This is a genomic window from Streptomyces sp. LS-MS-L19 (assembly GCF_058382285.1).
The window spans coordinates 6,470,181-6,494,615 of sequence record NZ_JBYCLL010000001.1; the positions used below are offsets into that span (position 1 = coordinate 6,470,181).

At 68.7% G+C, this 24,435-nt stretch carries 18 protein-coding genes; 13 read left to right on the forward strand and 5 right to left on the reverse strand.

Annotated elements, in window-relative coordinates:
* Window positions 1-25 precede the first annotated feature (25 nt).
* Complete coding sequence (locus tag AC2XR2_RS29035; protein ID WP_491516702.1) at window positions 26-1,006, forward strand: phosphotransferase family protein; 981 nt, start codon at window positions 26-28, stop codon at window positions 1,004-1,006.
* Here the strand turns inward: AC2XR2_RS29035 and AC2XR2_RS29040 are convergent.
* The 4 genes from AC2XR2_RS29040 to AC2XR2_RS29055 are packed head-to-tail and all read right to left on the reverse strand — an operon-like array spanning window position 981 to window position 4,834.
* Window positions 981-1,757, reverse strand: coding sequence for a succinate dehydrogenase/fumarate reductase iron-sulfur subunit (locus tag AC2XR2_RS29040; RefSeq protein ID WP_491516703.1), 777 nt, complete (start codon window positions 1,755-1,757; stop codon window positions 981-983). The genes AC2XR2_RS29035 and AC2XR2_RS29040 overlap by 26 nt on opposite strands.
* The gene (locus tag AC2XR2_RS29045; protein WP_449351681.1) at window positions 1,754-3,688 is read right to left on the reverse strand and encodes a fumarate reductase/succinate dehydrogenase flavoprotein subunit; all 1,935 of its coding nucleotides are present in this window, start codon (window positions 3,686-3,688) and stop codon (window positions 1,754-1,756) included. The genes AC2XR2_RS29040 and AC2XR2_RS29045 overlap by 4 nt, the downstream gene beginning before the upstream one ends.
* Window positions 3,688-4,524: a succinate dehydrogenase subunit SdhC gene (gene sdhC, locus AC2XR2_RS29050; RefSeq protein WP_330264636.1), complete on the reverse strand. Its 837-nt coding sequence runs from the start codon at window positions 4,522-4,524 to the stop codon at window positions 3,688-3,690. The genes AC2XR2_RS29045 and sdhC overlap by 1 nt, the downstream gene beginning before the upstream one ends.
* Before the next feature lie 19 nt (window positions 4,525-4,543).
* The gene (locus tag AC2XR2_RS29055) at window positions 4,544-4,834 is read right to left on the reverse strand and encodes an Rv0250c family protein (protein WP_330264635.1); all 291 of its coding nucleotides are present in this window, start codon (window positions 4,832-4,834) and stop codon (window positions 4,544-4,546) included.
* A gap of 297 nt (window positions 4,835-5,131) precedes the next feature.
* On the opposite strand from AC2XR2_RS29055, the gene AC2XR2_RS29060 reads away from it, so the two are divergent.
* The 12 genes from AC2XR2_RS29060 (at window position 5,132) to AC2XR2_RS29115 (ending at window position 22,138) form a co-directional block, all read left to right on the forward strand.
* Window positions 5,132-7,384, forward strand: a complete 2,253-nt coding sequence (locus AC2XR2_RS29060; protein ID WP_449351680.1) for an ABC transporter family substrate-binding protein — start codon at window positions 5,132-5,134, stop codon at window positions 7,382-7,384.
* Between the two features lie 126 nt (window positions 7,385-7,510).
* Window positions 7,511-9,418, forward strand: coding sequence for a translational GTPase TypA (gene typA, locus AC2XR2_RS29065; RefSeq protein ID WP_123762864.1), 1,908 nt, complete (start codon window positions 7,511-7,513; stop codon window positions 9,416-9,418).
* A 387-nt stretch (window positions 9,419-9,805) separates the two neighbouring features.
* Window positions 9,806-10,825 (forward strand): ABC transporter permease, encoded by a 1,020-nt coding sequence (locus tag AC2XR2_RS29070; RefSeq protein ID WP_330264633.1) that lies wholly within the window; start codon window positions 9,806-9,808, stop codon window positions 10,823-10,825.
* 99 nt (window positions 10,826-10,924) lie between these two features.
* On the forward strand, window positions 10,925-12,718 hold the full coding sequence (locus AC2XR2_RS29075) for an ABC transporter substrate-binding protein (RefSeq protein WP_330264632.1): 1,794 nt from the start codon (window positions 10,925-10,927) through the stop codon (window positions 12,716-12,718).
* 98 nt (window positions 12,719-12,816) lie between these two features.
* Window positions 12,817-13,794 (forward strand): ABC transporter permease, encoded by a 978-nt coding sequence (locus AC2XR2_RS29080; RefSeq protein WP_330264631.1) that lies wholly within the window; start codon window positions 12,817-12,819, stop codon window positions 13,792-13,794.
* A gap of 15 nt (window positions 13,795-13,809) precedes the next feature.
* Window positions 13,810-14,871: an ABC transporter ATP-binding protein gene (locus tag AC2XR2_RS29085; RefSeq protein WP_381303032.1), complete on the forward strand. Its 1,062-nt coding sequence runs from the start codon at window positions 13,810-13,812 to the stop codon at window positions 14,869-14,871.
* A gap of 13 nt (window positions 14,872-14,884) precedes the next feature.
* A complete protein-coding gene (locus AC2XR2_RS29090; protein ID WP_381303031.1) occupies window positions 14,885-16,021 on the forward strand; it encodes an ABC transporter ATP-binding protein in 1,137 nt (378 codons plus the stop codon).
* Window positions 16,022-16,227: 206 nt separating this feature from the next.
* A complete protein-coding gene (locus AC2XR2_RS29095) occupies window positions 16,228-17,868 on the forward strand; it encodes a peptide ABC transporter substrate-binding protein (protein ID WP_491516704.1) in 1,641 nt (546 codons plus the stop codon).
* 7 nt (window positions 17,869-17,875) lie between these two features.
* Window positions 17,876-18,799, forward strand: a complete 924-nt coding sequence (locus AC2XR2_RS29100) for an ABC transporter permease (RefSeq protein WP_330264627.1) — start codon at window positions 17,876-17,878, stop codon at window positions 18,797-18,799.
* On the forward strand, window positions 18,792-19,763 hold the full coding sequence (locus AC2XR2_RS29105; protein WP_381303029.1) for an ABC transporter permease: 972 nt from the start codon (window positions 18,792-18,794) through the stop codon (window positions 19,761-19,763). Before AC2XR2_RS29100 ends, AC2XR2_RS29105 begins: the two co-directional genes overlap by 8 nt.
* A 343-nt stretch (window positions 19,764-20,106) precedes the next feature.
* Window positions 20,107-21,108: an ABC transporter ATP-binding protein gene (locus AC2XR2_RS29110; protein ID WP_381303028.1), complete on the forward strand. Its 1,002-nt coding sequence runs from the start codon at window positions 20,107-20,109 to the stop codon at window positions 21,106-21,108.
* Window positions 21,101-22,138 carry an ABC transporter ATP-binding protein gene (locus AC2XR2_RS29115; RefSeq protein ID WP_381303027.1) on the forward strand — a complete coding sequence of 346 codons (1,038 nt, stop codon included), beginning with the start codon at window positions 21,101-21,103 and terminating at the stop codon, window positions 22,136-22,138. The genes AC2XR2_RS29110 and AC2XR2_RS29115 overlap by 8 nt, the downstream gene beginning before the upstream one ends.
* Window positions 22,139-22,260: 122 nt before the next feature.
* Here the strand turns inward: AC2XR2_RS29115 and AC2XR2_RS29120 are convergent, their stop codons facing one another.
* Complete coding sequence (locus AC2XR2_RS29120) at window positions 22,261-24,381, reverse strand: S9 family peptidase (RefSeq protein ID WP_381303026.1); 2,121 nt, start codon at window positions 24,379-24,381, stop codon at window positions 22,261-22,263.
* Window positions 24,382-24,435: the final 54 nt, after the last annotated feature.

A 24,435-nucleotide genomic window follows, 5' to 3' on the forward strand; every position in this document is an offset into this window, starting at 1 on the left:
GCCCGGCACTGCGACGATCTGCCGAATGACCCCCACCCGCAGACACCTCACCCGTGACGATCTCGCCCCCCTCGCCCGCGCCGCGACCGGCCGCACCCTCACCGGCGTCACCAGACTCCGCGGCGGCACCAAGAAGGGTGTCTACCGGCTCGCCCTCGACGACGAGACCACCGTCGTCGCCTATGTCTGGTCGCCGGACGAGGACTACTGGGACGCCGGGCCCTCCGACCTCCGCGATCCCTTCTCCGCGGGCACCAGCCGTGACGTGTTCACCGCGGCCCACGACCGGCTCGCGGCCACCGGGGTGCGGACCCCGCGACTTCTGTACGCGGACGCCGAAAACGACACCGTGGTCGTCGAGGACCTGCGGGGCGGCAGCCTGGAGGACGTCCTGGAGCGGGACCCGGTGGCCGGGCGCGCCGCGCTGGAGCAGCTCGCCGGCGAACTGGCGACCCTGCACGCGCAGGAGGGCCCCGCCTTCGGCAAGGCCGTGCTCGTCGACAACGGCGGTACCTCGTCCGCGAGTTCGGCCGCCCGGCGCGTCACCGAGGGCGCCCTGCGCGACCTCGGGGAGGCCGCCGCACGGGACGAACGGATCGCGGGGGTGCGCGAGGACCTGGAGGAGAGCCTGCGGCGGCTCGACGCGGCGGTACGGCCCCGCGACCGGCACTCCCTCATCCACGGAGAACTCGGTCCCGACCACGTCCTGCTGGACGACCGGGGGCGGCCCGCGCTGATCGACATCGAGGGGCTGATGTACTTCGACGTCGAATGGGAGCACGTCTTCCTGCGGATCCGTTTCCAGGAGCGCTACGACGTCCTGCGGGCCCCGGCCCGGGACCTGGACGAGAACCGCCTCCGCCTCTACCGCCTCGCCATGCACCTCTCCCTCGTCGCCGGCCCCCTGCGTCTGGTGGAGGGCGACTTCCCGCACCCGGAGGGGATGCGGGAGATCGCGGAACACAACCTCGGGGAGGTGCTCACTCTGCTGAGGAGCGTCTCCTGATCTTCGACCCCAGCCACACCAGCGGGTCGTACTTGCGGTCGACGGCCCGTTCCTTCAGGGGGATCAGTGCGTTGTCGGTGATCTTGATGCCCTCGGGGCAGACCTCCGTGCAGCACTTGGTGATGTTGCAGTAGCCGAGGCCGTGTTCGTCCTGGGCCGTCTTCTTGCGGTCCAGGCCCTCGGACTCGGCCGCGTCCAGCGGGTGCATGTCCAGCTCCGCCACCCGCATCAGGAAGCGCGGGCCCGCGAACGCCGGCTTGTTCTCCTCGTGGTCGCGGACGACGTGGCAGGTGTCCTGGCACAGGAAGCACTCGATGCACTTGCGGAACTCCTGCGAGCGGTCCACGTCCTCCTGCATCATCCGGTACTCACCGGGCCCGAGATCGGCCGGTGGCACGAACGCCGGGACCTCCCGCGCCTTCTGGTAGTTGAAGCCGACGTTCGTGACCAGGTCGCGGACGACCGGGAAAGCGCGGAGGGGGGTGACGGTGATCGTCTCCTCCTGGGTGAAGACCGACATGCGCGTCATGCACATCAGCCGCGGCCGCCCGTTGATCTCCGCCGAGCACGAACCGCACTTGCCCGCCTTGCAGTTCCAGCGGACCGCGAGATCCGGCGCCTGGGTGGCCTGGAGACGGTGGATGATGTCGAGGACCACCTCGCCGTCGTTGACCTCGACCTTGAAGTCCTCCAGGTCACCGCCCTTGACGTCACCCCGCCACACCTTGAAGTGGGCCGTGTAGCCGCTCATTCGTACAGCTCCTCTTCGGCGAGGTACTTGACCAGCTCCTCCTTGTCGAAGAGGGCGAGCAGGTCGGCGCGGATGGGTTCGGTGGTCTCACGGGTGAGGTCGATCTGGCCGCGGACCGGATCCGTGGCCGCCAACCCGCCCGTCGGGTCGGCCAGTTGGCACAGCAGGTTCACCCGGCGCCACTTGCGGTCCATCCCCGGATGGTCCTCGCGGGTGTGCCCGCCGCGCGACTCGGTCCGCTCCAGCGCGGCCCGCGCCACGCACTCGCTGACCAGCAGCATGTTGCGGAGGTCGAGAGCGAGGTGCCAGCCCGGGTTGAACTGCCGGTGCCCCTCGACCCCGGCCCTGCGCGCCCGCACTCGAAGATCCGCGAGCTTCTCCAGGGCCTGCTCCATCTCGCCCTCCCGGCGGATGATGCCGACCAGGTCGTTCATGGCCTGCTGGAGCTCCTGGTGCAGGGTGTACGGGTTCTCCGGAGGCCCTACGGCGGGCTCGGCGCCCTCCGCCGAGAAGGGCCGCAGCGCCTCCGCGGCCGCCGCGTCGACCTGGACCTCGTCCACCGGCGGTCGGTCCGCCGCGAGGCCGGTCGCGTACTCGGCCGCGTGCCAGCCCGCCCGGCGCCCGAACACCAGCAGGTCGGACAGCGAGTTGCCGCCGAGCCGGTTCGAGCCGTGCATCCCGCCCGCGACCTCACCGGCCGCGAACAGCCCCGGCACCCCGCGGGCCGCCGCCGTGTCCGACTCGACCGCGATCCCGCCCATCACGTAGTGGCAGGTCGGCCCGACCTCCATCGGCTCGGCCGTGATGTCGACGTCCGCCAGCTCCTTGAACTGGTGGTACATGGACGGGAGTCGGCGCCGGATGACCTCGGCCGGCATGCGTGTCGAGACGTCGAGGAAGACCCCGCCGTGCGGGGAACCCCGGCCCGCCTTCACCTCGGCGTTGATGGCCCTCGCCACCTCGTCGCGGGGCAACAGCTCCGGAGGACGGCGGTTGTTGTCCGGGTCCTCGTACCAGCGGTCGCCCTCCTCCTCCGACTCGGCGTACTTCTCCTTGAAGACGTCCGGGACGTAGTCGAACATGAACCGCTTGCCCTCGGAGTTGCGCAGCACCCCGCCGTCGCCGCGCACGGACTCCGTGACGAGGATCCCCTTCACCGAGGGCGGCCAGACCATGCCGGTCGGGTGGAACTGCACGAACTCCATGTTCAGCAAAGGCGCTCCGGCCAGCAGGGCCAGGGCGTGGCCGTCTCCCGTGTACTCCCACGAGTTCGACGTCACCTTGAAGGACTTGCCGATGCCCCCGGTGGCGATCACCACGGACGGGGCTTCCAGGACGAAGAAACGGCCCGTCTCACGGTCGTAGGCGAAAACCCCGGAGACCCGGCTGCCGTCCTTCAACACCCTTGTGACCGTGCACTCCTGATAGACCTTCAGGCGCGACTCGTAGTCACCGGTCTCCCGCTTGTCCTCCTGCTGGAGGGACACGATCTTCTGCTGGAGCGTGCGGATCAGTTCGAGGCCGGTGCGGTCGCCGACATGGGCGAGGCGCGGGTACTCGTGGCCGCCGAAGTTGCGCTGGGAGATCCGGCCGTCCTTGGTGCGGTCGAACAGGGCGCCCCAGGTCTCCAGCTCCCAGACCCGGTCCGGGGCCTCCTGGGCGTGCAGTTCGGCCATCCGCCACTGGTTGAGGAACTTGCCGCCGCGCATGGTGTCGCGGAAGTGGACCTGCCAGTTGTCGTTCGAGTTGGCGTTGCCCATGCTGGCCGCGATGCCGCCCTCGGCCATCACGGTGTGGGCCTTGCCGAACAGGGACTTGCAGATCACGGCCGTACGGGCACCGCGCTCGCGGGCCTCGATGGCGGCCCGCAGTCCGGCACCGCCCGCGCCGACCACGACGACGTCCCATTCCTGCCGGTCGACCACGGACATCAGAAAAACCTCGGATCGTCGAAAGCGCCGGAGGCGACCAGATACACGTAGAAGTCGGCGAGCGCCACGCTCACCAGCGAGGCCCAGGCCAGCTGCATGTGACGGGCGTTGAGCTTCCCGACGAACTGCCAGGCCTTGTAGCGCACGGGATGCTTGGAGAAGTGCTTCAGCTTGCCGCCCACGATGTGCCGACAGGAGTGGCAGGAGGCGGTGTACGCCCAGATCAGCACGATGTTGACCAGGAACACCAGGGTGCCGAGGCCCATGTGGCCCCACTCGTAGTTCTCGTCGCGGAACGAGAGCACGGTGTCGTAGGTCAGGATGCCGGCGACCACGATCGCGGCGTAGAAGAAGTACCGGTGGATGTTCTGCAGGATCAGCGGGAAGCGGGTCTCACCGGTGTACTTCTTGTGCGGCTCGGCCACCGCGCAGGCCGGCGGGGACGCCCAGAAGCCCCGGTAGTAGGCCTTGCGGTAGTAGTAGCAGGTCAGGCGGAAGCCGAGCGGGAAGATCAGGATGATGATCGCGGGGGAGATGCCCCACCAGCTGCCGAAGAGCTCCCAGTTGGGGCCGTGCCGCATGGGCTCGCAGCGCTCGGCCAGACAGGGGGAGTAGAACGGCGAGACGTAGGGGGCCGCGTAGTAGTCCGTGTCGGCGAAGGCCCGCCAGGTCGAGTACACGATGAAGGCGAGCAGCCCGGCGGCGGTGGCCGCCGGCGCCAGCCACCAGCGGTCGGTGCGCAGGTGCGGGGCGTCGATCGCGGCGCGCGTGCCGGTGCGCACGCCGCCGCTCACGGGATGGGGTTCGGTGTCGGGGGGTTCCGTACCAGTGGCCAACGCTTGACTCCGGTCGGGTTCAGGGGGCCCTGCGGTCGCGGGCGCCGAGGCCCTCGTCGTCCGAGTCCGTCCACAGGGTGTTGTCGTAGGGGGTGTCGGAGATGGAGACGAGATCCGGGCGGCGGGCCTTGGCGAGCGCCGGGTCGGTCTCCCTCAGCAGCGCGAGGCTCTCGCGCAGACGGTCGGCGTCGATCCGGACCCGGCGCATCTCCAGGCCGCCGCTGCCCAGCTGCTGCTCCAGCCGCTTGACATGCCGGAGCACTTCGTCGAGAGCGCGCTGGGCCGATGCCAGTTCGTCGTTCACGGACATGACGTGACCTCACTTCCGTGGGCGGGTTGCCCTGCACGGGAACGGTCATGCGCCTGCGAGTGTTGCGCGTCACACCTGCCGGTGTGAAGGGACGTGCACCGATTGGCGGATCGTGAGCCTGAGTGCGCGCCCCTCGTGCGCCGTCGATTGCGCCGCACGGGTGGGCTTCCCGGTCTGTGTCGCCGTGTCGCCGTCCGTTGCCGAACCCTTTCCTCTTCAGTGGCCGCATAGATGTGATCAGCTCCATATACCGCCAAAAGTGATCATAACGCCCGCGGCTCCCGGAGGTAAGCAGAGATGTCCCACAACGGCGTCGGACTGCGCGCGGTCATGCGCTCGGTCGCCTTCCTCACCGCGGGAGCCCTCGCGGTGCCCGCCCTCGCCGGGTGCAGCTCCGAGGAGAAGACGAGCAAGCCACTCGCGGAGCAGGACATCGCGCCCGCGGCCCGTGACCAGGTCGCCGACGGCGGCACCCTGCACTGGGCGGTGGACGCCGTCCCGGAGACCCTGAACACCTTCCAGGCGGACGCGGACGCGACCACCACCGCAGTCGCCCAGGCCGTCCTGCCGTCGATGTACCGGCTCGACGCGGCCGGGCGGCCGCAGATCAACCCCGACTACCTGGAGTCGGCGAAGGTCGTCGAGACCGAGCCCCAGCAGGTCGTGCTGTACAAGCTGAACCAGCAGGCCGTGTGGAGCGACGGCCGGGAGATCGGCGCCGCCGACTTCGCCGCCCAGTGGCGCGCCCTGTCCGGCAAGGACTCCGCGTACTGGACCGCCCGCAACGCCGGCTACGAGCGCATCGAGAAGATCGAGCGCGGCGCCAACGACCTGGAGGTCCGGGTCACCTTCGCGCGGCCGTACGCCGACTGGCGCTCGCTGTTCTCGCCGCTGTACCCGAAGGACGTCATGGGCACCCCGGACTCCTTCAACGACTCCGCCCGCAAGAAGCTCAAGGTCACCGCCGGTCCGTTCCGGCTGAAGAAGGTCGACCGCAAGGACGGCGAGCTCACCCTGGCCCGCAGCGAGCGCTGGTGGGGGCATCCCGCCAAGCTGGACGAGATCGTGCTGCGGGCCGTACCGCGCGACGAGCGGGCCGGCGCGCTGGCCGCCGGCGATCTGGACCTCGCCGAGATCGACCCCGAGGCCCTCGGCCGCATCAACCTCGCCGCCCGCGCGGGCGCCAAGGCCGGCAGCACCCCGCTCGCCGGACCGGGCGGCCTGTCCGGCCACGGCCCCGGCAGCAACCTGGGGGCCGCGGACGCCCTGCGCTCCTGGGCCGTGGCCCACGAGGACGACGAGAAGGCCGCGGACGAGGAGTCGGACGCCCGCGAGAAGAAGCGCAAGGCCGCCCTCGCCTACGAGCGGCAGCAGACGGCACTCAAGGGCTTCGAGGTCCGCAGGTCCCTGGAACCCGCCTACACCCAGCTCGCCCTCAACGGCGCCTCGGGTCCGCTCGCCGACGAGCGGGTCCGCCGGGCCGTGGCCCGCGCCCTGGACCGCAAGGCGCTGGCCAGTGCCGTCCTCACCCCGCTCGGACTGCCCGCCGAACCCGTCGGCAGTCACCTCGCGCTCTCCGGCCAGGACGCCTACGCCGACAACAGCGGCGCGCTCGGCGGCCAGGACACCGAGGAGGCGGAGGCCCTGCTGGCCGACGCCGGCTGGGTGCACGGCGGCCCCGTGAAGAAGGAGAAGGGGGACAAGGGGGAGAAGGCCGCCGGGGCCAAGGGCAAGAAGTCGGACAAGGACGCGGACGACTCCGAGGACACGGAGGACTCCAAGGACGGCACGTACATCGTCGGCGAGGACGGCAAGGGCGACGACAAGGACCCCGAGGACCACGCGAACCGGAGCGACGGCGCCGCCCGGCACCTCGCGCGGGACGGCAAGCAGTACGCGAACAAGCTGCGGCAGGGCGGCCCGCCGGCCGGGGCCTACGCCCCCAAGGGCACCCCCGCCCCGGCGAGCGCGGCGACCAAGGTGCTGGCCAAGAACGGCAAGGCGCTGGCACTGCGGTTCGTGCTGCCGTCGGGCCCGGGCTCCGAGACCCTGCGGACCGTGGCCGGCCGGATCTCCTCGATGCTCGCGAAGATCGGCATCCGCACCGAGATCTCCAAGGTGTCCGACGAGAGCTACTTCAAGGACCACATCGCGTCCGGCCAGTACGACCTGGCGCTGTACTCCTGGCCCGCCTCCGCGTTCCCCGCGACCGACGCCCGGCCCATCTTCGCCAAGCCGGTGCCGGCCGCCGACGGATCGCTGAACGTGGAGCAGAACTACACCCGGGTCGGCACCGACCAGGTGGACCAGCTCTTCGACCAGGCCGTCACCACCCTGGACGCTGCGGAGAGCCGGAGCCTGATCCGCAAGGCCGACTCCCGGATCTGGGCGGCCGCCGGGTCCATCCCGCTGTACCAGCGGCCGCAGCTGACCGCCGCGAAGAAGAACCTGGTGAACGCCGGTGCCTTCGGCTTCCAGACGCCGGTCTACGAGGACATGGGCTTCCTGAGGAAGGGCGCGAAGCCCGCCTCCGGACCGTCCGGGAACTGAGCCCGGCGAGCCCCGACCCGGCGGGCACCGTACGATGGGGTGAGGCCGTGGCGTGTTCAGCCCGGCAGGGTCCGCGTAACACAGACGTACGCGTCGGCCTTCCTCACACTCCAGGAGTACGCCTTCATGGCCACGCGCCACGACATCCGCAACGTCGCCATCGTCGCCCACGTCGACCACGGCAAGACGACCATCGTCGACGGAATGCTGAAGCAGGCCGGTGCCTTCGCCGCCCATCAGCTCGACTCGGTCGACGACCGCATGATGGACTCGAACGACCTGGAGCGTGAGAAGGGCATCACGATCCTCGCCAAGAACACGGCGGTGAAGTACCACCCCAAGGACGGGGGGGACGTCATCACCATCAACATCATCGACACCCCCGGTCACGCCGACTTCGGCGGCGAGGTCGAGCGCGGTCTGTCGATGGTGGACGGTGTCGTCCTCCTCGTCGACGCCTCCGAGGGCCCGCTGCCGCAGACCCGCTTCGTGCTGCGCAAGGCCCTCCAGCAGCGGCTGCCCGTCATCCTGTGCATCAACAAGACGGACCGCCCCGACTCCCGCATCGACGAGGTCGTCAACGAGACCTACGACCTCTTCCTGGACCTGGACGCGGACGAGGAGCAGATCGAGTTCCCGATCGTCTACGCCTGCGGCCGGGACGGCATCGCCTCGCTGACCAAGCCGGAGAACGGCACGGTCCCCGCGGACTCCACCAGCCTGGAGCCGTTCTTCTCCACGATCCTCCAGCACATCCCGGCCCCGACGTACGACGAGGAGGCCCCGCTCCAGGCGCACGTCACCAACCTGGACGCCGACAACTTCCTCGGCCGTATCGCGCTGCTCCGCGTCGAGCAGGGCGAGCTGCGCAAGGGCCAGACGGTCGCCTGGATCAAGCGCGACGGCTCGATCAGCAACGTCCGCATCTCCGAGCTGATGATGACCGAGGCGCTGACCCGCAAGCCCGCCGAGAAGGCCGGCCCGGGTGACATCTGCGCCGTCGCCGGTATCCCCGACATCATGATCGGCGAGACCCTCGCGGACACCGAGAACCCGATCCCGCTGCCGCTGATCACGGTCGACGAGCCCGCGATCTCGATGACCATCGGCACCAACACCTCCCCGCTGGTGGGCCGTGGCGGCACCGGCAAGGGCGCCGACGCCAAGTCGGCCGTCAAGGACCGCAAGGTGACCGCCCGTCAGGTCAAGGACCGCCTCGACCGCGAGCTCATCGGCAACGTCTCGCTGCGCGTCCTGGACACCGACCGCCCGGACGCCTGGGAGGTCCAGGGCCGTGGTGAGCTCGCGCTCGCCATCCTGGTCGAGACCATGCGCCGGGAGGGCTTCGAGCTGACCATCGGCAAGCCCCAGGTCGTCACCAAGGACGTCGACGGCAAGGTGTACGAGCCCGTCGAGCGCATGACGATCGACGTGCCCGAGGAGCACATGGGCGCGGTCACGCAGCTCATGGGTGTCCGCAAGGGCCGTATGGACAACATGTCGAACCACGGCTCCGGCTGGGTGCGCATGGAGTTCGTGGTGCCGTCCCGCGGTCTCATCGGCTTCCGGACCGAGTTCCTGACGCAGACCCGCGGCACCGGCATCGGGCACTCCATCCACGAGGGCTTCGAGCCCTGGTTCGGCACCCTGCAGACCCGCAACAACGGCTCCCTGGTCGCCGACCGCTCCGGTGCCGTCACCGCCTTCGCGATGACGAACCTTCAGGAGCGCGGTGTGCTCTTCGTGGAGCCCGGCACCGAGGTGTACGAGGGCATGATCGTCGGCGAGAACTCCCGCTCCGACGACATGGACGTCAACATCACCAAGGAGAAGAAGCTCACCAACATGCGGTCGTCCACGGCCGACGTGTCCGAGTCGATCGTCCCGCCGCGCAAGCTCTCCCTGGAGCAGTCCCTGGAGTTCTGCCGCGACGACGAGTGCGTCGAGGTGACCCCGGAGGCGGTCCGCATCCGCAAGGTCAACCTGGACGCCCGCGAGCGCGCCCGCGCCGCGAGCCGCGCCAAGCACGGCTGATCCGATCGCAGCTGAGCCCGGTTCTCCGAGTGGCGGGGAACCGGGCCTTCGGCATGCCGTCGAGCCGGGCTCTGGAACGCGGGTAAGAAGCCTGTCCGTGACCTATGCGATACCGTCCGGTAATCGGTAATCCGTCCATCGTGTTTCGGACATGTGAACAGAAATCCATTGCGGTATGTCCGTTTTGACGGTCTGTCGGTTCACGCGTCAAGCGCGCGCAGGTGTCAATCTTTGCAATTTTTCCTCAAAATATGGTCGGTAGGGAGATCCCTATGCCTTCCGCCCTTGACGCGCGTTGAACACTTTGGCGAAAGTTCCCCCAAACCACAGAACCTGCCGGTATCTGTGCTGCGCTCAACTCTCCAACCCCCCGGGGGAAGTACACACATGACCAGTCCAGTCGCCTTGGACCCCGAGCTCGAGTCGAACGCCGAGCCTGTCAAGGCCGAGCAGAAGCTCGAGGGTCGTTCTCCCGGCCAGTTGATGTGGCAGCGCTTCAAGCGTGACCGTACCGGTGTCATCTGCGCCGTGGTAGTGATTTTGTACTTCGTGATCTCGCTGGCCGCGCCCCTGCTGACCAAGATCAGCGGCACCGACCCGTACACGCTGTACGGACAGGACCCGACCTACGCCGACCAGCCCGTCCTGGACCAGTTCGGACTGCCCCTCGGCTACTTCGGCGGTGTCTCGGCCGACCACTGGTTCGGTGTGGAGCCGCAGTACGGCCGCGACCTGTTCGCCATGCTCGTGTACGGCATGCGGACCTCGCTGTTCATGGCCCTCGGCGTGACCGTCCTGCTGATGGCCACCGGCGTCGTCATCGGCCTCATCGGCGGCTACTTCGGCGGTCGTACGGACTACTGGATCGGCCGGGTCACCGACTTCTTCCTGTCCTTCCCCCAGCAGCTGTTCTTCATCGCCTTCATGCCCGTGGTCACCGCGTTCTTCGTCGACCCGCGGGAGGAGACCCCCACGTACTTCCGCGCACTGGCGATGCTGATCGTGCTGTGGCTGCTGGGCTGGATGGGTATGGCACGACTGGTCCGCTCCACCGTGCTGTCCCTGCGTGAGCGGGAGTTCGTCGAGGCCGCCAAGGTCTCCGGCGCCTCCCCCTGGCGGATCGTCCGCAAGGAGATCCTGCCGAACGTGGTGACGCCGATCCTGGTGCAGTTCACGTTCCAGCTGCCCAGCACCATCCTCACCATCGCCTTCCTCTCGTTCGCCGGTGTCGGTTTCGTCGAGCCGACTCCGGACTGGGGACGACTGTTCGCCGCCGCTGCCAACTACACCGAGCAGGACCCGGCGTTCCTCTTCTTCCCCGGCCTGGCGCTGGTGATGTTCGTTCTGGCCTTCAACCTCCTCGGAGACTCGGTCCGGGACGCTTTCGACCCCAAGTCCGGGCGGTAACTCGTCCATTGGTGGGGGGTGGCTGCCGCCCCCGCGTCGGCCTACCAGCCGCGTCAGGCAGTACTCATGGATAACAACCGACAGGTAGGTAATCGCCTCATGAAGCCCATCAGCTCGCGCAGAGCGCGCGCGATCGTCGTCGCCCTCGCGGCCGGTTCCCTGGCTCTCACGGCCTGCTCCAAGAACGAGGGCGGCGACTCCGGCGCCGACTCGAAGAAGGACCAGAAGGAGGCCTCCGTCCAGTCGAAGGCGGTCACCTACGCCGACGCCGCGGGCTCGACGGGTCCTGCCGAGGAAGTTCCGGGCGCCAAGCCCGGCGGCACGATCAACGTGTACCAGGAGGCGGGCCTCTCGCACCTGGACCCGGGCCAGATCTACGTCTCCGACGCCGGCCAGGTCGCCAACCTGCTCTTCCGTCGCCTGACCCAGTTCAAGGAGGACGGCAAGGGCGGCGTCTCGGTCGTCGGTGACCTCGCCACCGACGCCGGCAAGTCCTCGGACGGCGGCAAGACCTGGACCTTCACGCTGAAGGACGGCATCAAGGACCAGAACGGCAGCCCCATCACGTCCGCCGACGTCCGCCACACCGTCGAGCGCCAGTACGCGAAGTTCATCTTCGACGGCCCGACCTACCTGCAGACCTGGCTGAGCGGCGCGGACTACCGCAAGGCGCTCCCGGACGGCGGCTTCGGCAGCAAGCACCTGCCCGACTCGGTCCTGGCCACGCCGGACGACAAGACGGTCGTCTTCCACTTCGACACCGCGCGCCCGGACCTGCCGCAGACCCTGGCCATGGCCGGCTACGCCATCGTCCCGGAGAAGACGGACACCAAGGAGAAGTACGACAAGGCCCCGGTCGCCACGGGCCCGTACAAGATCGCCTCCAACAAGGTCGGCAAGGAACTCGTTCTCACGAAGAACACCAACTGGGACCCGAAGACCGACTCCGTGCGCCACCAGTACGCGGACAGCTTCGACATCCAGTTCGGCATCACCGAGTCGACCCAGACCAAGCGTCTGATCGCCGACCAGGGCGCCGACAAGAACGCCATCCAGCTCACCGGCAGCGTCGAGTCCACGCAGATCCAGGACGTCGTCGGCAACGCGGCGGTCAACAAGCGCACGGTCAAGGGCTACCAGCCCTACGTCATGCAGCTGTCGTTCAACCTGGACCGGGTCAAGGACATCAAGGTCCGCCAGGCCATCACCTACGCGGTCAACTCCAAGTCGCTCATCGCCGGTGAGGGCGGTGCCTACGGCGGCGACGTGGCGCCGAACTACTTCGCCCCGACCCTGCCGGGCTACGAGGCGAACTACGACCCGTACGGCCGTCTGAAGGCGCCGCAGGGCAACATCGCGAAGGCCAAGGAGATCCTCAAGACGGTCCCGGCCGCCGAGAAGAAGGTCGTCTTCGCCTACTCCAACAGCGAGCAGGGCCAGAAGCGCAAGGTCGCCATCGAGGACGCCCTGACCAAGGTCGGCTTCGACGTGGTGTCCAAGGAGGTCGACTCCGCGAGCTACTACGAGCAGATCGGCAAGCTCGACAACCCGTACGACATGTACATCTCCGGCTGGGGCCAGGACTGGCCGTCGCCGGGCACGGTCGTCACGCCCGTCTACGACGGCACGCAGGTCGCCGACGGTTCGCCGAACTACTCGCACGTGAAGGACCCGAAGGTCGACGCCCTCATCAAGAAGGCGCTGTCCGAGGACCCGACCGCGGCTGCCGCGACCTGGAAGGAAGCCCACCACTACCTTCTGGAGAAGATCATCCCGGCCGCCCCGCTCTGGTACACCAAGCAGTTCCAGCTCTCCGGCTCGAACATCGGTGGTGCCCGCTACGGCTCGGTGTCCAGCCTCATCGACATCAACCGTCTGTTCGTGAAGTCGTAACTCTCTACGGCTGATCGCGGGGGTGCGCACCAGGCGGAGCGCACCCCCGCACCTCCGTGAAACCTCCCACCGTCTCCGCAGAGAGCAGCCCTCCCGCCATGTTTCAGTTCATCATCCGGCGCACAGTCGGTGCCCTCGTCACCCTGATCCTCATCGGCGCCGCCACGTTCTTCCTGTTCGTCGCCGCGCCCTCCGACTACGCCTCCCTGGCCTGTGGCAAGGACTGCTCGCCCGCGAGACTCGAGGACATCCGTCAGGCGCTCGGCCTCAACCTGCCGATCCACCAGCAGTTCTGGGACTTCATGTCCGGCATCGTGATGGGCCGTGACTTCCCGACCGGACACTGCAGCGCCCCGTGCCTCGGCCAGTCGTTCTACTCGGGCGACATGGTCTGGTCGACGATCATGGACCGCTTCCCGACGACCCTCACGCTCACCGCGGGCGGTGCGGTCGTCTTCATCATCGTCGGCGTCGGCGCCGGCATGATCGCCGCCTACCGTCGCGGCACCCTGGTCGACAAGGTCGCCACCGGTGTGTCGATGGTGCTCAGTTCGTTCCAGATCTACGTGCTCGGCCCGATCGTCCTGCTGATCTTCGTCTACAGCACGGGCTGGATGGACAACCCGGCGTACCACCCGATCACCGAGGACCCGTGGAAGTGGTTCACCGGCCTGCTGCTGCCGGTGCTGGTGATGGCCACCATCTTCACCGCGCAGTACACGCGTATGGCGCGCTCTTCGATGATCGAGCAGCTCGCGGAGGAGCACGTCCGCACCGCACGCGCCAAGGGCATGTCGAACAGGTACGTGTTCTTCCGCTACGCCTGGCGCGGTTCGATGATCCCGATCGTCACCGTCCTCGGCATCGACATCAGCTCGATGCTCGGCGGCGCCGTGGTCACCGAGCTGACCTTCTCGCTCCAGGGGATCGGCCGTCTCGCCGTGGACGGCGCGGTCCACAAGGACCTGCCGCTCACCATGGGTGTCATGCTGTTCGGTGCCTTCTTCATCCTGATCGTCAACATCCTCACCGACATCGCGTACGCCTACATCGACCCGCGCGTCCGGCTCTCCTAGGAAGAACGAACCACCGTGACCACACTGACCAAGACCGAGGACGCGCCGGCCCCGACCGGTCCGGAGAGCTTCCTCTCGGTGCGTGATCTGAAGGTGCAGTTCTCCACCGAGGACGGCATCGTCAAGGCGGTCGACGGCCTCTCCTTCGACGTCGAGCGCGGCAAGACCCTGGGCATCGTCGGCGAGTCCGGCTCCGGGAAGTCCGTCACCAACCTGACGATCCTGGGCCTGCACAACCCCCGCAGCTCCTCCATCGACGGCGAGATCGTCCTCGACGGCAAGGAACTCGTCACCGCCACCGAGCGCGAGCTCGAGCAGCTCCGCGGCAACAAGATGGCGATGATCTTCCAGGACCCGCTGACCGCCCTGTCGCCGTTCTACACGGTGGGCCGGCAGCTGTCCGAGCCGTTCATGAAGCACCGCGGCGCCTCCAAGAAGGACGCCAAGGACCGGGCCGTCCAGATGCTGGAGAAGGTCGGCATCCCGCAGCCCAAGGCGCGCTTCGACGATTACCCGCACCAGTTCTCCGGCGGTATGCGCCAGCGCGCGATGATCGCCATGGCGCTGATGTGCGACCCCGAGCTGCTGATCGCCGACGAGCCGACCACCGCGCTGGACGTCACCGTGCAGGCCCAGATCCTGGACCTGCTCAAGGACCTCCAGCAGGAGTTCGGCTCCGCGATCATCTTCATCACGCACGACCTCGGCGTCATCTCCAACATGGCCGACGACCTGCTGGTGATGTACGCCGGCCGGGCCGTGGAGCGCGGTTCCGTCCGGGAGGTCCTGGGCGCGCCCAAGCACCCCTACACCTGGGGCCTGCTGAGCTCCATGCCCCGCCTGGACGGCGACATCAACGAGGCGCTCGAGCCGATCCCCGGCTCGCCGCCCTCGCTGCTCAACCCGCCCTCCGGCTGCCCGTTCCACCCGCGGTGCGCCTTCAAGGACGAGGTGCCGGGCACGCTGTGCACCGACTCGCGTCCGCCGCTCGGCGAGGGACGCGCCTCCGCGTGCCACCTGACGGCCGAGCAGAAGCAGACCATCTTCATCGACAAGATCCAGCCCCGGCTGCGCTAGGGAGATCCGAGACATGAGCGACAACCTCACCCTCCCCGCCCAGCAGGGTTCGACCGGCACCTCGACCGAGGAACTCCTCAAGGTCGAGGGCCTGACGAAGCACTTCCCGATCTACGGCGGCTTCCCGATCAAACGCAAAGTCGGCGCCGTCCAGGCCGTCGACGGGGTCGACCTGACGGTCGGCGTCGGCGAGAGCGTCGGCCTGGTCGGCGAGTCCGGCTGCGGCAAGTCGACGACGGGCCGGCTGATCACGCGGCTCCTGGAGCCCACCGCCGGCAAGATCACGTACTCCGGTCAGGACATCACGCACGCCTCACGCCGTCAGCTGGCGCCGGTGCGGTCCGAGATCCAGATGATCTTCCAGGACCCGTACTCCTCGCTGAACCCGCGCCAGACCGTCGGCTCGATCATCAAGTCGCCGATGGAGGTCAACGGGATCGAGCCGGAGGGCGGCCGGGAGAACAAGGTCCGCGAGCTCCTCGAGCTGGTCGGCCTCAACCCCGAGCACTACAACCGCTTCCCGCACGAGTTCTCCGGCGGTCAGCGTCAGCGCATCGGCGTGGCCCGGGCGCTGGCCCTCCAGCCGAAGCTGATCGTGGCGGACGAGCCGGTGTCCGCACTGGACGTGTCGATCCAGGCGCAGGTCGTCAACCTGCTCAAGAAGGTCCAGGACGAGCTGGGCATCGCGTTCCTGTTCATCGCCCACGACCTGGCCGTCGTACGGCACTTCTCGCAGCGGGTCGCGGTCATGTACCTCGGCAAGGTGGTCGAGGTCGGCGACCGGGACTCGATCTACAACCGGCCCCGGCACCCGTACACGCACGCGCTGCTGTCGGCGGTGCCGGAGGTCGACATCGACGGCACGGGCCCGAGCCGGGAGCGGATCCGGCTCTCCGGTGACGTGCCCTCGCCGATCCTGCCGCCGTCGGGCTGCCGCTTCCGTACGCGGTGCTGGAAGGCGCAGGACAAGTGCGCCACCGACGAGCCGCCGCTGGTCCAGATCTCCGGCAACAAGGTCGGCCACCTCACGGCCTGTCACTTCCCGGAGGACCCGACCACCGAGGCCCGCGACGAGGACGTCATCATGGATCCGGCGCTGAAGGCGCTGGAGGACGCGGCGGAGCCCGAGGACGCGCCGACGAAGGACTGACGGCCCCCTGTACGGCCCTGTACGACCCCTCGGCCGGGAACGGAGACACCAACTCCGCTCCCGGCCGTCGGCGTTCGGGGCGGTGAGTGAAGGGGCCGGCCGGTAATGCCGAGGCCCCCCTCCCCCAAAGGCCTACCAAGGCGTGCGGAATGCCCTTCAAGATCCGATATTGGCCGGTAACGGATCTTGTCTTGAGGAGGCACTCCATGCGGGGAGTCACGCACGCCAGATGGGTCGCATGCGCGGCGGCGACAGCGTTCGCGGTGACGGGCTGCGGGGGTGGGGACAGCGGCGGCGGCAGCGGCAGCAGTGACGGCGGCGCCGTGCTCAGCTCCTCCTGGGGCGACCCACAGAACCCGCTGGAGCCCGCCAACACCAACGAGGTGCAGGGCGGCAAGGTCCTCGACATGATCTTCCGCAGCCTCAAGAAGTACAACCCGGAGACCGGCAAGGCCGAGGACATGCTCGCCGAGAAGATCGACACGAGCGACTCGCAGAACTTCACGATCACCGTCAAGGACGGCTGGACCTTCAGCAACGGCGAGAAGGTCACCGCCAAGTCCTTCGTGGACGCCTGGAACTACGGCGCCTCCCTCAAGAACAACCAGAAGAACGCCTACTTCTTCGGCTACATCGACGGCTACGACAAGACGCACCCCGAGGACGGCAGCAAGCAGACCGCCGACACCCTCTCCGGCCTGAAGGTCACCGGCACCAACACCTTCACCGTCAGGCTCAACCAGAAGTTCTCGACCTTCCCCGACACCCTCGGCTACCCCGCCTACGCCCCGCTCCCGCAGGCCTTCTTCACCGACCACGCGGCCTGGGTGCAGAAGCCGATCGGGAACGGGCCGTACACCATCGACTCGTACACCAAGGGCTCCCAGATGGCCCTGAAGAAGTGGGACGGCTACAACGGCCCCGACAAGGCGCAGAACGGCGGCGTGACCCTCAAGGTCTACACCGACAACAACACCGCCTACACCGACCTCATGGCCGGCAACCTCGACCTGGTCGACGACGTCCCGGCCGCCCAGCTCAAGAACGTCAAGACCGACCTCGGTGGTCGATACATCAACACTCCCGCCGGCATCATCCAGACCCTCGCGTTCCCGTTCTACGACAAGAACTGGAACAAGGCCGGCATGGAGAAGGTCCGCACCGGCCTGTCCCGGGCCATCAACCGCGACCAGATCACCGAGACCATCTTCCAGAAGACCCGCACCCCCGCCACCGACTGGACCTCCCCGGTCCTCGGCAAGGAGGGCGGCTTCCAGGACGGCCTGTGCGGGGACGCCTGCGACTACGACCCCGCCGCCGCCAAGAAGCTCATCAAGGAGGGCGGCGGCCTCCCCGGCGGCGCGATCAAGATCACGTACAACGCGGACACCGGCTCCCACAAGCAGTGGGTCGACGCCGTCTGCAACTCCATCAACAACGCGCTCGACAACGACAAGGCCTGCGTCGGCAACCCCGTCGGCACCTTCGCCGACTTCCGCAGCCAGATCACCGCGAAGAAGATGAGCGGCCCCTTCCGCGCCGGCTGGCAGATGGACTACCCGCTCATCCAGAACTTCCTCCAGCCGCTCTACTACACCAACGCGTCCTCCAACGACGGCAAGTGGTCCAACAAGGACTTCGACAAGCTCGTCAACGAGGCCAACGCCGAGACCGACACCGCCAAGGCCATCGAGAAGTTCCAGGACGCCGAGAAGGTCGTACGGGACAACATGGCCGCCATTCCGCTCTGGTACCAGAACGGCAGCGCCGGCTACTCCGAGCGGCTCTCCAACGTGAAGCTCAACCCCTTCAGCGTCCCCGTCTACAACGAGATCAAGGTCGGCTGACCCGGCCATGGGACGGTACGTCGTCCGGCGTCTGCTCCAGATGATCCCGGTGTTCATCGGGTCGACCCTGCTGATCTTCCTCATGGTGAACGTGATGGGCGACCCCATCGCGGGCCTGTGCGGCGACAAGGAGTGCGACGCGGCGACGGCCGCCCAGCTCAAGCGGGAGTTCGGCCTCGACAAGCCGGTCTGGCAGCAGTACCTGACCTACATGGGCAACGTCTTCACCGGCGACTTCGGCACCGCGTTCAACGGCCAGAAGGTCACCGAGCTGATGGCGACGGCGTTCCCGGTGACCATCAGGCTCACGATCGTCGCGATCCTCTTCGAGATCGTCATCGGCATCACCCTGGGCGTGCTCACCGGCCTCAAGCGGGGCCGGCCGGTGGACACCTCGGTGCTGCTGCTCACCCTCGTCGTGATCTCCGTCCCCACCTTCGTCACCGGCCTGCTGCTCCAGCTGCTCCTCGGTGTGGAGTGGGGCTGGATCAAACCGTCGGTGTCCGCCGACGCCACCTTCGGCGAGCTGATCGTGCCCGGCCTCGTCCTCGCGTCCGTGTCGCTGGCGTACGTCACCCGCCTGACCCGCACCTCGATCGCCGAGAACAGGCGCTCCGACTACGTCCGCACCGCGGTCGCGAAGGGACTGCCCAGGCAGCGTGTCGTCGTACGGCACCTGCTGCGCAACTCGCTCATCCCCGTGGTCACCTTCATCGGCACCGACATCGGCGCCCTGATGGGCGGCGCGATCGTCACCGAACGCATCTTCAACATCCACGGCGTCGGCTACCAGCTCTACCAGGGCATCCTGCGCCAGAACACCCAGACCGTGGTCGGCTTCGTGACGGTCCTCGTCCTGGTGTTCCTGGTGGCCAACCTGCTCGTCGACCTCCTGTACGCCGTCCTCGACCCCAGGATCCGCTATGCCTGAACCCCAGGAACCGCAGGGAGCGATCGCCGGGACCGGCGCGGGCGGAGCGATGGACCTCGCGGTGAGCGAGGCGACCACATTGGAGGGGGGCCGCCCGGACGGCCCGGGCCCCGCGGGCAAGCCCCGCTCCCTGTGGTCCGACGCCTGGCGCGACCTGCGCCGCAACCCCGTCTTCATCATCTCCGCCCTGGTGATCCTCTTCCTGGTCGTCATCTCCCTGTGGCCGTCGCTGATCGCGTCGGGCAACCCCCTCAAGTGCGACCTCTCCAAGGCCCAGGAGGGCTCCCAGCCGGGCCATCCCTTCGGCTACGACGGTCAGGGCTGCGACGTCTACACGCGCACGGTGTACGGCGCCCGTACGTCGGTGACGGTCGGCGTCTGCGCCACGCTCGGGGTGGCCCTGCTCGGCTCGGTCCTCGGCGGCCTCGCGGGCTTCTTCGGGGGCTTCTCGGACTCCATCCTGTCCCGCCTCACCGACATCTTCTTCGCCATCCCGGTGGTGCTGGGTGGCCTGGTCCTGCTGTCGGTGGTCACCAGCAGCACGGTGTGGCCGGTGATCGGCTTCATGGTGCTGCTCGGCTGGCCGCAGATCTCCCGCATCGCGCGCGGCTCGGTCATCACGGCCAAACAGAACGACTACGTCCAGGCGGCGAGGGCCCTGGGCGCCTCCCATACCCGGCTCCTGCTGCGGCACATCACCCCGAACGCGGTGGCCCCGGTGATCGTCGTGGCGACCATCGCGCTCGGCACGTACATCTCGCTGGAGGCCACCCTCTCCTACCTCGGCGTGGGCCTGAAGCCCCCCACGGTCAGCTGGGGCATCGACATCTCCGCCGCCTCCGCCTACATCCGCAACGCCCCGCACATGCTCCTGTGGCCCGCCGGCGCCCTCGCGATCACCGTCCTCGCCTTCATCATGCTCGGCGACGCGGTCCGCGACGCCCTCGACCCGAAACTGAGGTGAGCGGGCGTGACGAGGGGAGTGGGGAGCGCCGGCGGTGCGGCCCACCGAGTCCACGGTCCGCCCGGGGGCCCGGGGTGGCGCGTGCTCCGCGAGCGGATGCCGGGTGGGGTGGCCGGAGCCCGTGCCTCGGCCGGGGCGTGTGCGGGTTCCGGTCGGAGACGCCGTCGCCCCCCAGCACCTCTGCCGCCCTGCCGAATCGCTCCCGCCGTACCGCACCGCAGCTCTGCTGTCCCGCCGCACCGCAACCCTCCCGCCGCGCCGCACCGCGCCCCTCTCGCCCACCGTCCGTTCCGCCACCCCCGGGGTCGCGCCGCACCCCCGCCCGAAGCCGAGGTGAGTCGCCGTGCTGCTCGAAGTGCGTGATCTGCATGTGGAGTTCAGGACCAGGGACGGGGTCGCCAAGGCCGTCAACGGGGTCGACTACGCCGTCGACGCGGGGGAGACCCTCGCGGTGCTGGGGGAGTCCGGGTCGGGGAAGTCGGTGACCGCGCAGGCGATCATGGGGATCCTCGACATGCCCCCCGGAAAGGTCACCGGCGGGGAGATCGTCTTCCAGGGCAAGGACCTGCTCACGCTCAAGGAGGACGAGCGGCGCAGGATCCGCGGCGCCGAGATGGCGATGATCTTCCAGGACGCGCTGTCCTCCCTGAACCCGGTCCTCTCCGTCGGCGACCAGCTCGGCGAGATGTTCGTCGTGCACCGGGGGATGTCGAAGAAGGACGCCCGGGCCAAGGCCGTCGAGCTGATGGACCACGTGCGGATCCCCGCGGCCAAGGAACGCGTCAAGGACTACCCGCACCAGTTCTCCGGCGGCATGCGCCAGCGCATCATGATCGCGATGGCTCTCGCCCTGGAACCCGCGCTGATCATCGCCGACGAACCGACCACCGCCCTCGACGTCACCGTCCAGGCCCAGGTGATGGACCTGCTCGCCGAGCTCCAGCGCGAGTACAACATGGGGCTCATCCTCATCACCCACGACCTCGGTGTCGTCGCGGACGTCGCCGACCGGATCGCCGTCATGTACGCGGGCCGGATCGTCGAGCAGGCGCCGGTCCACGACATCTACAAGGCGCCCGCCCACCCCTACACGCGCGGACTCCTGGACTCCATCCCCCGTCTCGACCAGAAGGGCCAGGAGCTGTACGCGATCAAGGGGTTGCCGCCCAACTTGATGAACATCCCGCCGGGTTGCGCGTTCAACCCCCGCTGCCCGATGGCCCGGGACGTGTGCCGGACGGATGTACCACCCCTGTACGAAGTGGACGGTGTTGACGGCATGGATGGCATGGACGGCAGGCGGACCAGTGCCTGTCACTTCTGGACGGAGTGCCTCCATGGTTGAGCCGATCCTGGAAGTGGGTGGACTGGTCAAGCACTACCCGTTGACCCAGGGCATCCTGTTCAAGAGACAGGTCGGTGCCGTCAAGGCCGTCGACGGTGTGGACTTCACGCTCGACAAGGGCGAGACCCTCGGCATCGTCGGGGAGTCCGGCTGCGGCAAGTCGACCGTCGCCAAGATGCTGGTCAACCTCGAGCGGCCGACGCAAGGGTTGATCAAGTACAAGGGCGAGGACATCACCAAGCTGTCCGGCAAGGCCCTCAAGTCGGTCCGCCGCAACATCCAGATGGTCTTCCAGGACCCGTACACCTCGCTCAACCCCCGTATGACGGTCGGCGACATCATCGGGGAGCCGTACGACATCCACCCCGAGGTGGCCCCCAAGGGCGACCGCCGCAGGAAGGTCCAGGACCTGCTGGACGTCGTCGGCCTCAACCCCGAGTACATCAACCGCTATCCGCACCAGTTCTCCGGCGGCCAGCGCCAACGCATCGGCATCGCGCGCGGGTTGGCCCTGCGCCCCGAGGTGATCGTCGCCGACGAACCGGTCTCCGCCCTCGACGTCTCCGTCCAGGCCCAGGTCATCAACCTCCTCGACCGGCTCCAGAGCGACTTCGAGCTGTCGTACCTCTTCATCGCGCACGACCTGTCGATCGTCCGGCACATCTCGGACCGGGTCGGGGTGATGTACCTCGGGCGGATCGTGGAGATCGGCAGGGACGCCGAGATCTACGACCATCCCACGCACCCCTACACGCAGGCGCTGCTGTCCGCCGTGCCGGTGCCCGACCCCGAGGCCAGGGAACACCGGGAGCGGATCATCCTGGCCGGCGACGTCCCGTCCCCGACGAACATCCCCTCCGGGTGCCGCTTCCGCACCCGCTGCTGGAAGGCACGGGAACGCTGCGCCCTGGAGGTGCCGGCGCTCGCGGTCCCCGCGGAGTTCCGGCACACCACCGGTCCGGCCGCCCATGACTCGGCCTGCCACTTCGCGGAGGAGAGGCAGGTCGTGCCGGCGGAGGGGGCGGAGTAACACGGCGGCAACTTGGCCGACCCGTTTCCGATATACGGACGCGTCAGGCTGAGGAACGTACGGCCGTGCGGGTGCCGTAAACGGGCCGGAGCGCGCCATGTCGCTCCGGCCCGTTGCCGTGCCTACGCCAGGCCCAACGACCGCTGCAGGAAGTCCAGTTGCAGCAGCAACAGGTTTTCGGCGACCGTCTCCTGCGGGGTCATGTGGGTCACCCCGGACAGCGGCAGCACCTCGTGCGGGCGGCCGGCGGCCAGCAGGGCCGAGGACAGGCGCAGGGAATGCGCGACGGCCACGTTGTCGTCCGCGAGGCCGTGAATGATCATCATCGGGCGGTGCGGCCCGACCGCGTCGACCAGACCCTCGTCGTCGACCAGGGAGTTGCGCCGGTAGACCTCCGGCTGCTCGTCCGGGAGGCCGAGGTAGCGCTCCTCGTAGTGGGTGTCGTACAGGCGCAGGTCGGTGACCGGGGCGCCGACCACGGCCGCGTGGAAGACGTCCGGACGGCGCAGTACCGCGAGGGCCGCCAGATAGCCGCCGAAGGACCAGCCGCGGATCGCGACCCGGTCCAGGTCCAGCGGGAAGTCCCCGGCGACCGCCTGGAGCGCGTCCACCTGGTCCTGGAGGACCACCGCCGCGAGGTCGTCCCGGATCGCCTTCTCCCAGGCGGGGGAGCGGCCCGGGGTGCCCCGGCCGTCGGCCACCACGACCGCGAAACCCTGGTCGGCGAACCACTGCGAGGTGAGGTACGCGTTGCGCGCGGCAACCACCCGCTGAGCGTGCGGACCCCCGTACGGGTCCAGCAAAACCGGAAGGGGGCTGTCACCGGCGTAGTCCTGCGGCATAAGCACGGCGCACGGGATCTTTCGTGCGCCCCCCTCGATGAGCGTCACGCGCGGGGACAAACCAGGATCTTCCGCATACGACATGACAGTCGCCGTCTCCTTGCCGTCGCGCAGCACCCGCGCGCGGGTCCCCGGCCGGTCGAGGCTCGCGGACACCAGCACGGTCACACCCCCGGCGCGCACCGCCGAATGCACGCCGGGCTCCTGCGACACGCGCTCCACTCCGAGCTCGTTCACCCGATAGACGTGCACCTCGCCGGTCTCCGGTGACTCGGCGGCCGTACCCGCCGACGCCGAGACCAGCACGTCGTCCGCGGTGACGTCCAGCACCGCGCGGACGTGCAACTGCGGTCCGGTCAGCGGGCGTTCGCCGACCGCGAGGACCCGCGCGCCACCCTCGTCGGCGATCCGCACCAGCCGTCCCGCAGGGCTCCAGCAGGGCACTCCAGGGAAAAGATCCAGCCAAATAGGATCTTCGTCCGCGTGCACCATCCGGGTCGCACCGGACTCCGGGTCAACCGCGAGATACAGCTGACTGCGCTGGTCGCGCGCCTGTACGAGCAGCAGCGGGGCACCCGCCGCTGACCAGTGCACATGGGCCAGATACGGATACCGCTTCCGGTCCCAGGAGACCTCCGTGCGCGTCCCGTCCAGGCCGATCACGAACAGCCGTACGTCCGCGTTGGGGGTGCCCGCCGCCGGGTATGGGACGTGTTGTGGATCACGCTCCGGGTGGGCCGGATCGGAGATCCACCAGCGCTGCACCGGCGTGTCGTCCACCCGTGCGACCAGCAGTCGGTCCGATTCCGGCGACCACCAGAAACCCCGCGTGCGGCCCATCTCCTCGGCCGCGACGAACTCCGCCAGACCGTAGGTGACCTGATCCGACTCCGGGCCGGCGAGCACCCGGTCGTTCTCGCCCTCGGCGCCCACGATCCGCAGGGCGCCCCGCGCGACGTACGCGATGTGCCGTCCGTCCGGCGCCGGACGGGGGTCGATCACCGGTCCGGGAACCGGCAGTTCACGGGCCGTACCGGCCCGCAGCTCCGCCGTGAAAAGCCGCCCTGACAAGGCGAAAGAGGCCAACTCGACGGCCGCGTCGGTGGCGTGGCCGACAATGCCCGCGCCCCCCTCCCGGCTGCGCTCGCGGCGCGCCCGCTCCTCGGGCGACAGCCGCTCCTCGGCGCCGCCCAGGAGGGCGCGCGGGTCGGCCGCCACGCGCTCCCGGCCGTCCGCCGTGTCGAGCACCCACAGTGAACTGGCTCTGTCGGTACCGGAGTTCGAGCGCAGGAACACGACACGCGACCCGTCGGGCGCCACGGTGAACGCGCGCGGCGCGCCGAGCGTGAAGCGCTGGGTGCGGGCGTGCCGACGGGGAAAGGAGTCAGGCTCGGTCGTCATGCCCCGACCATATTGGCCATGCGCCCCCTTGTGCGGCCGTGCGCCGACCGATGC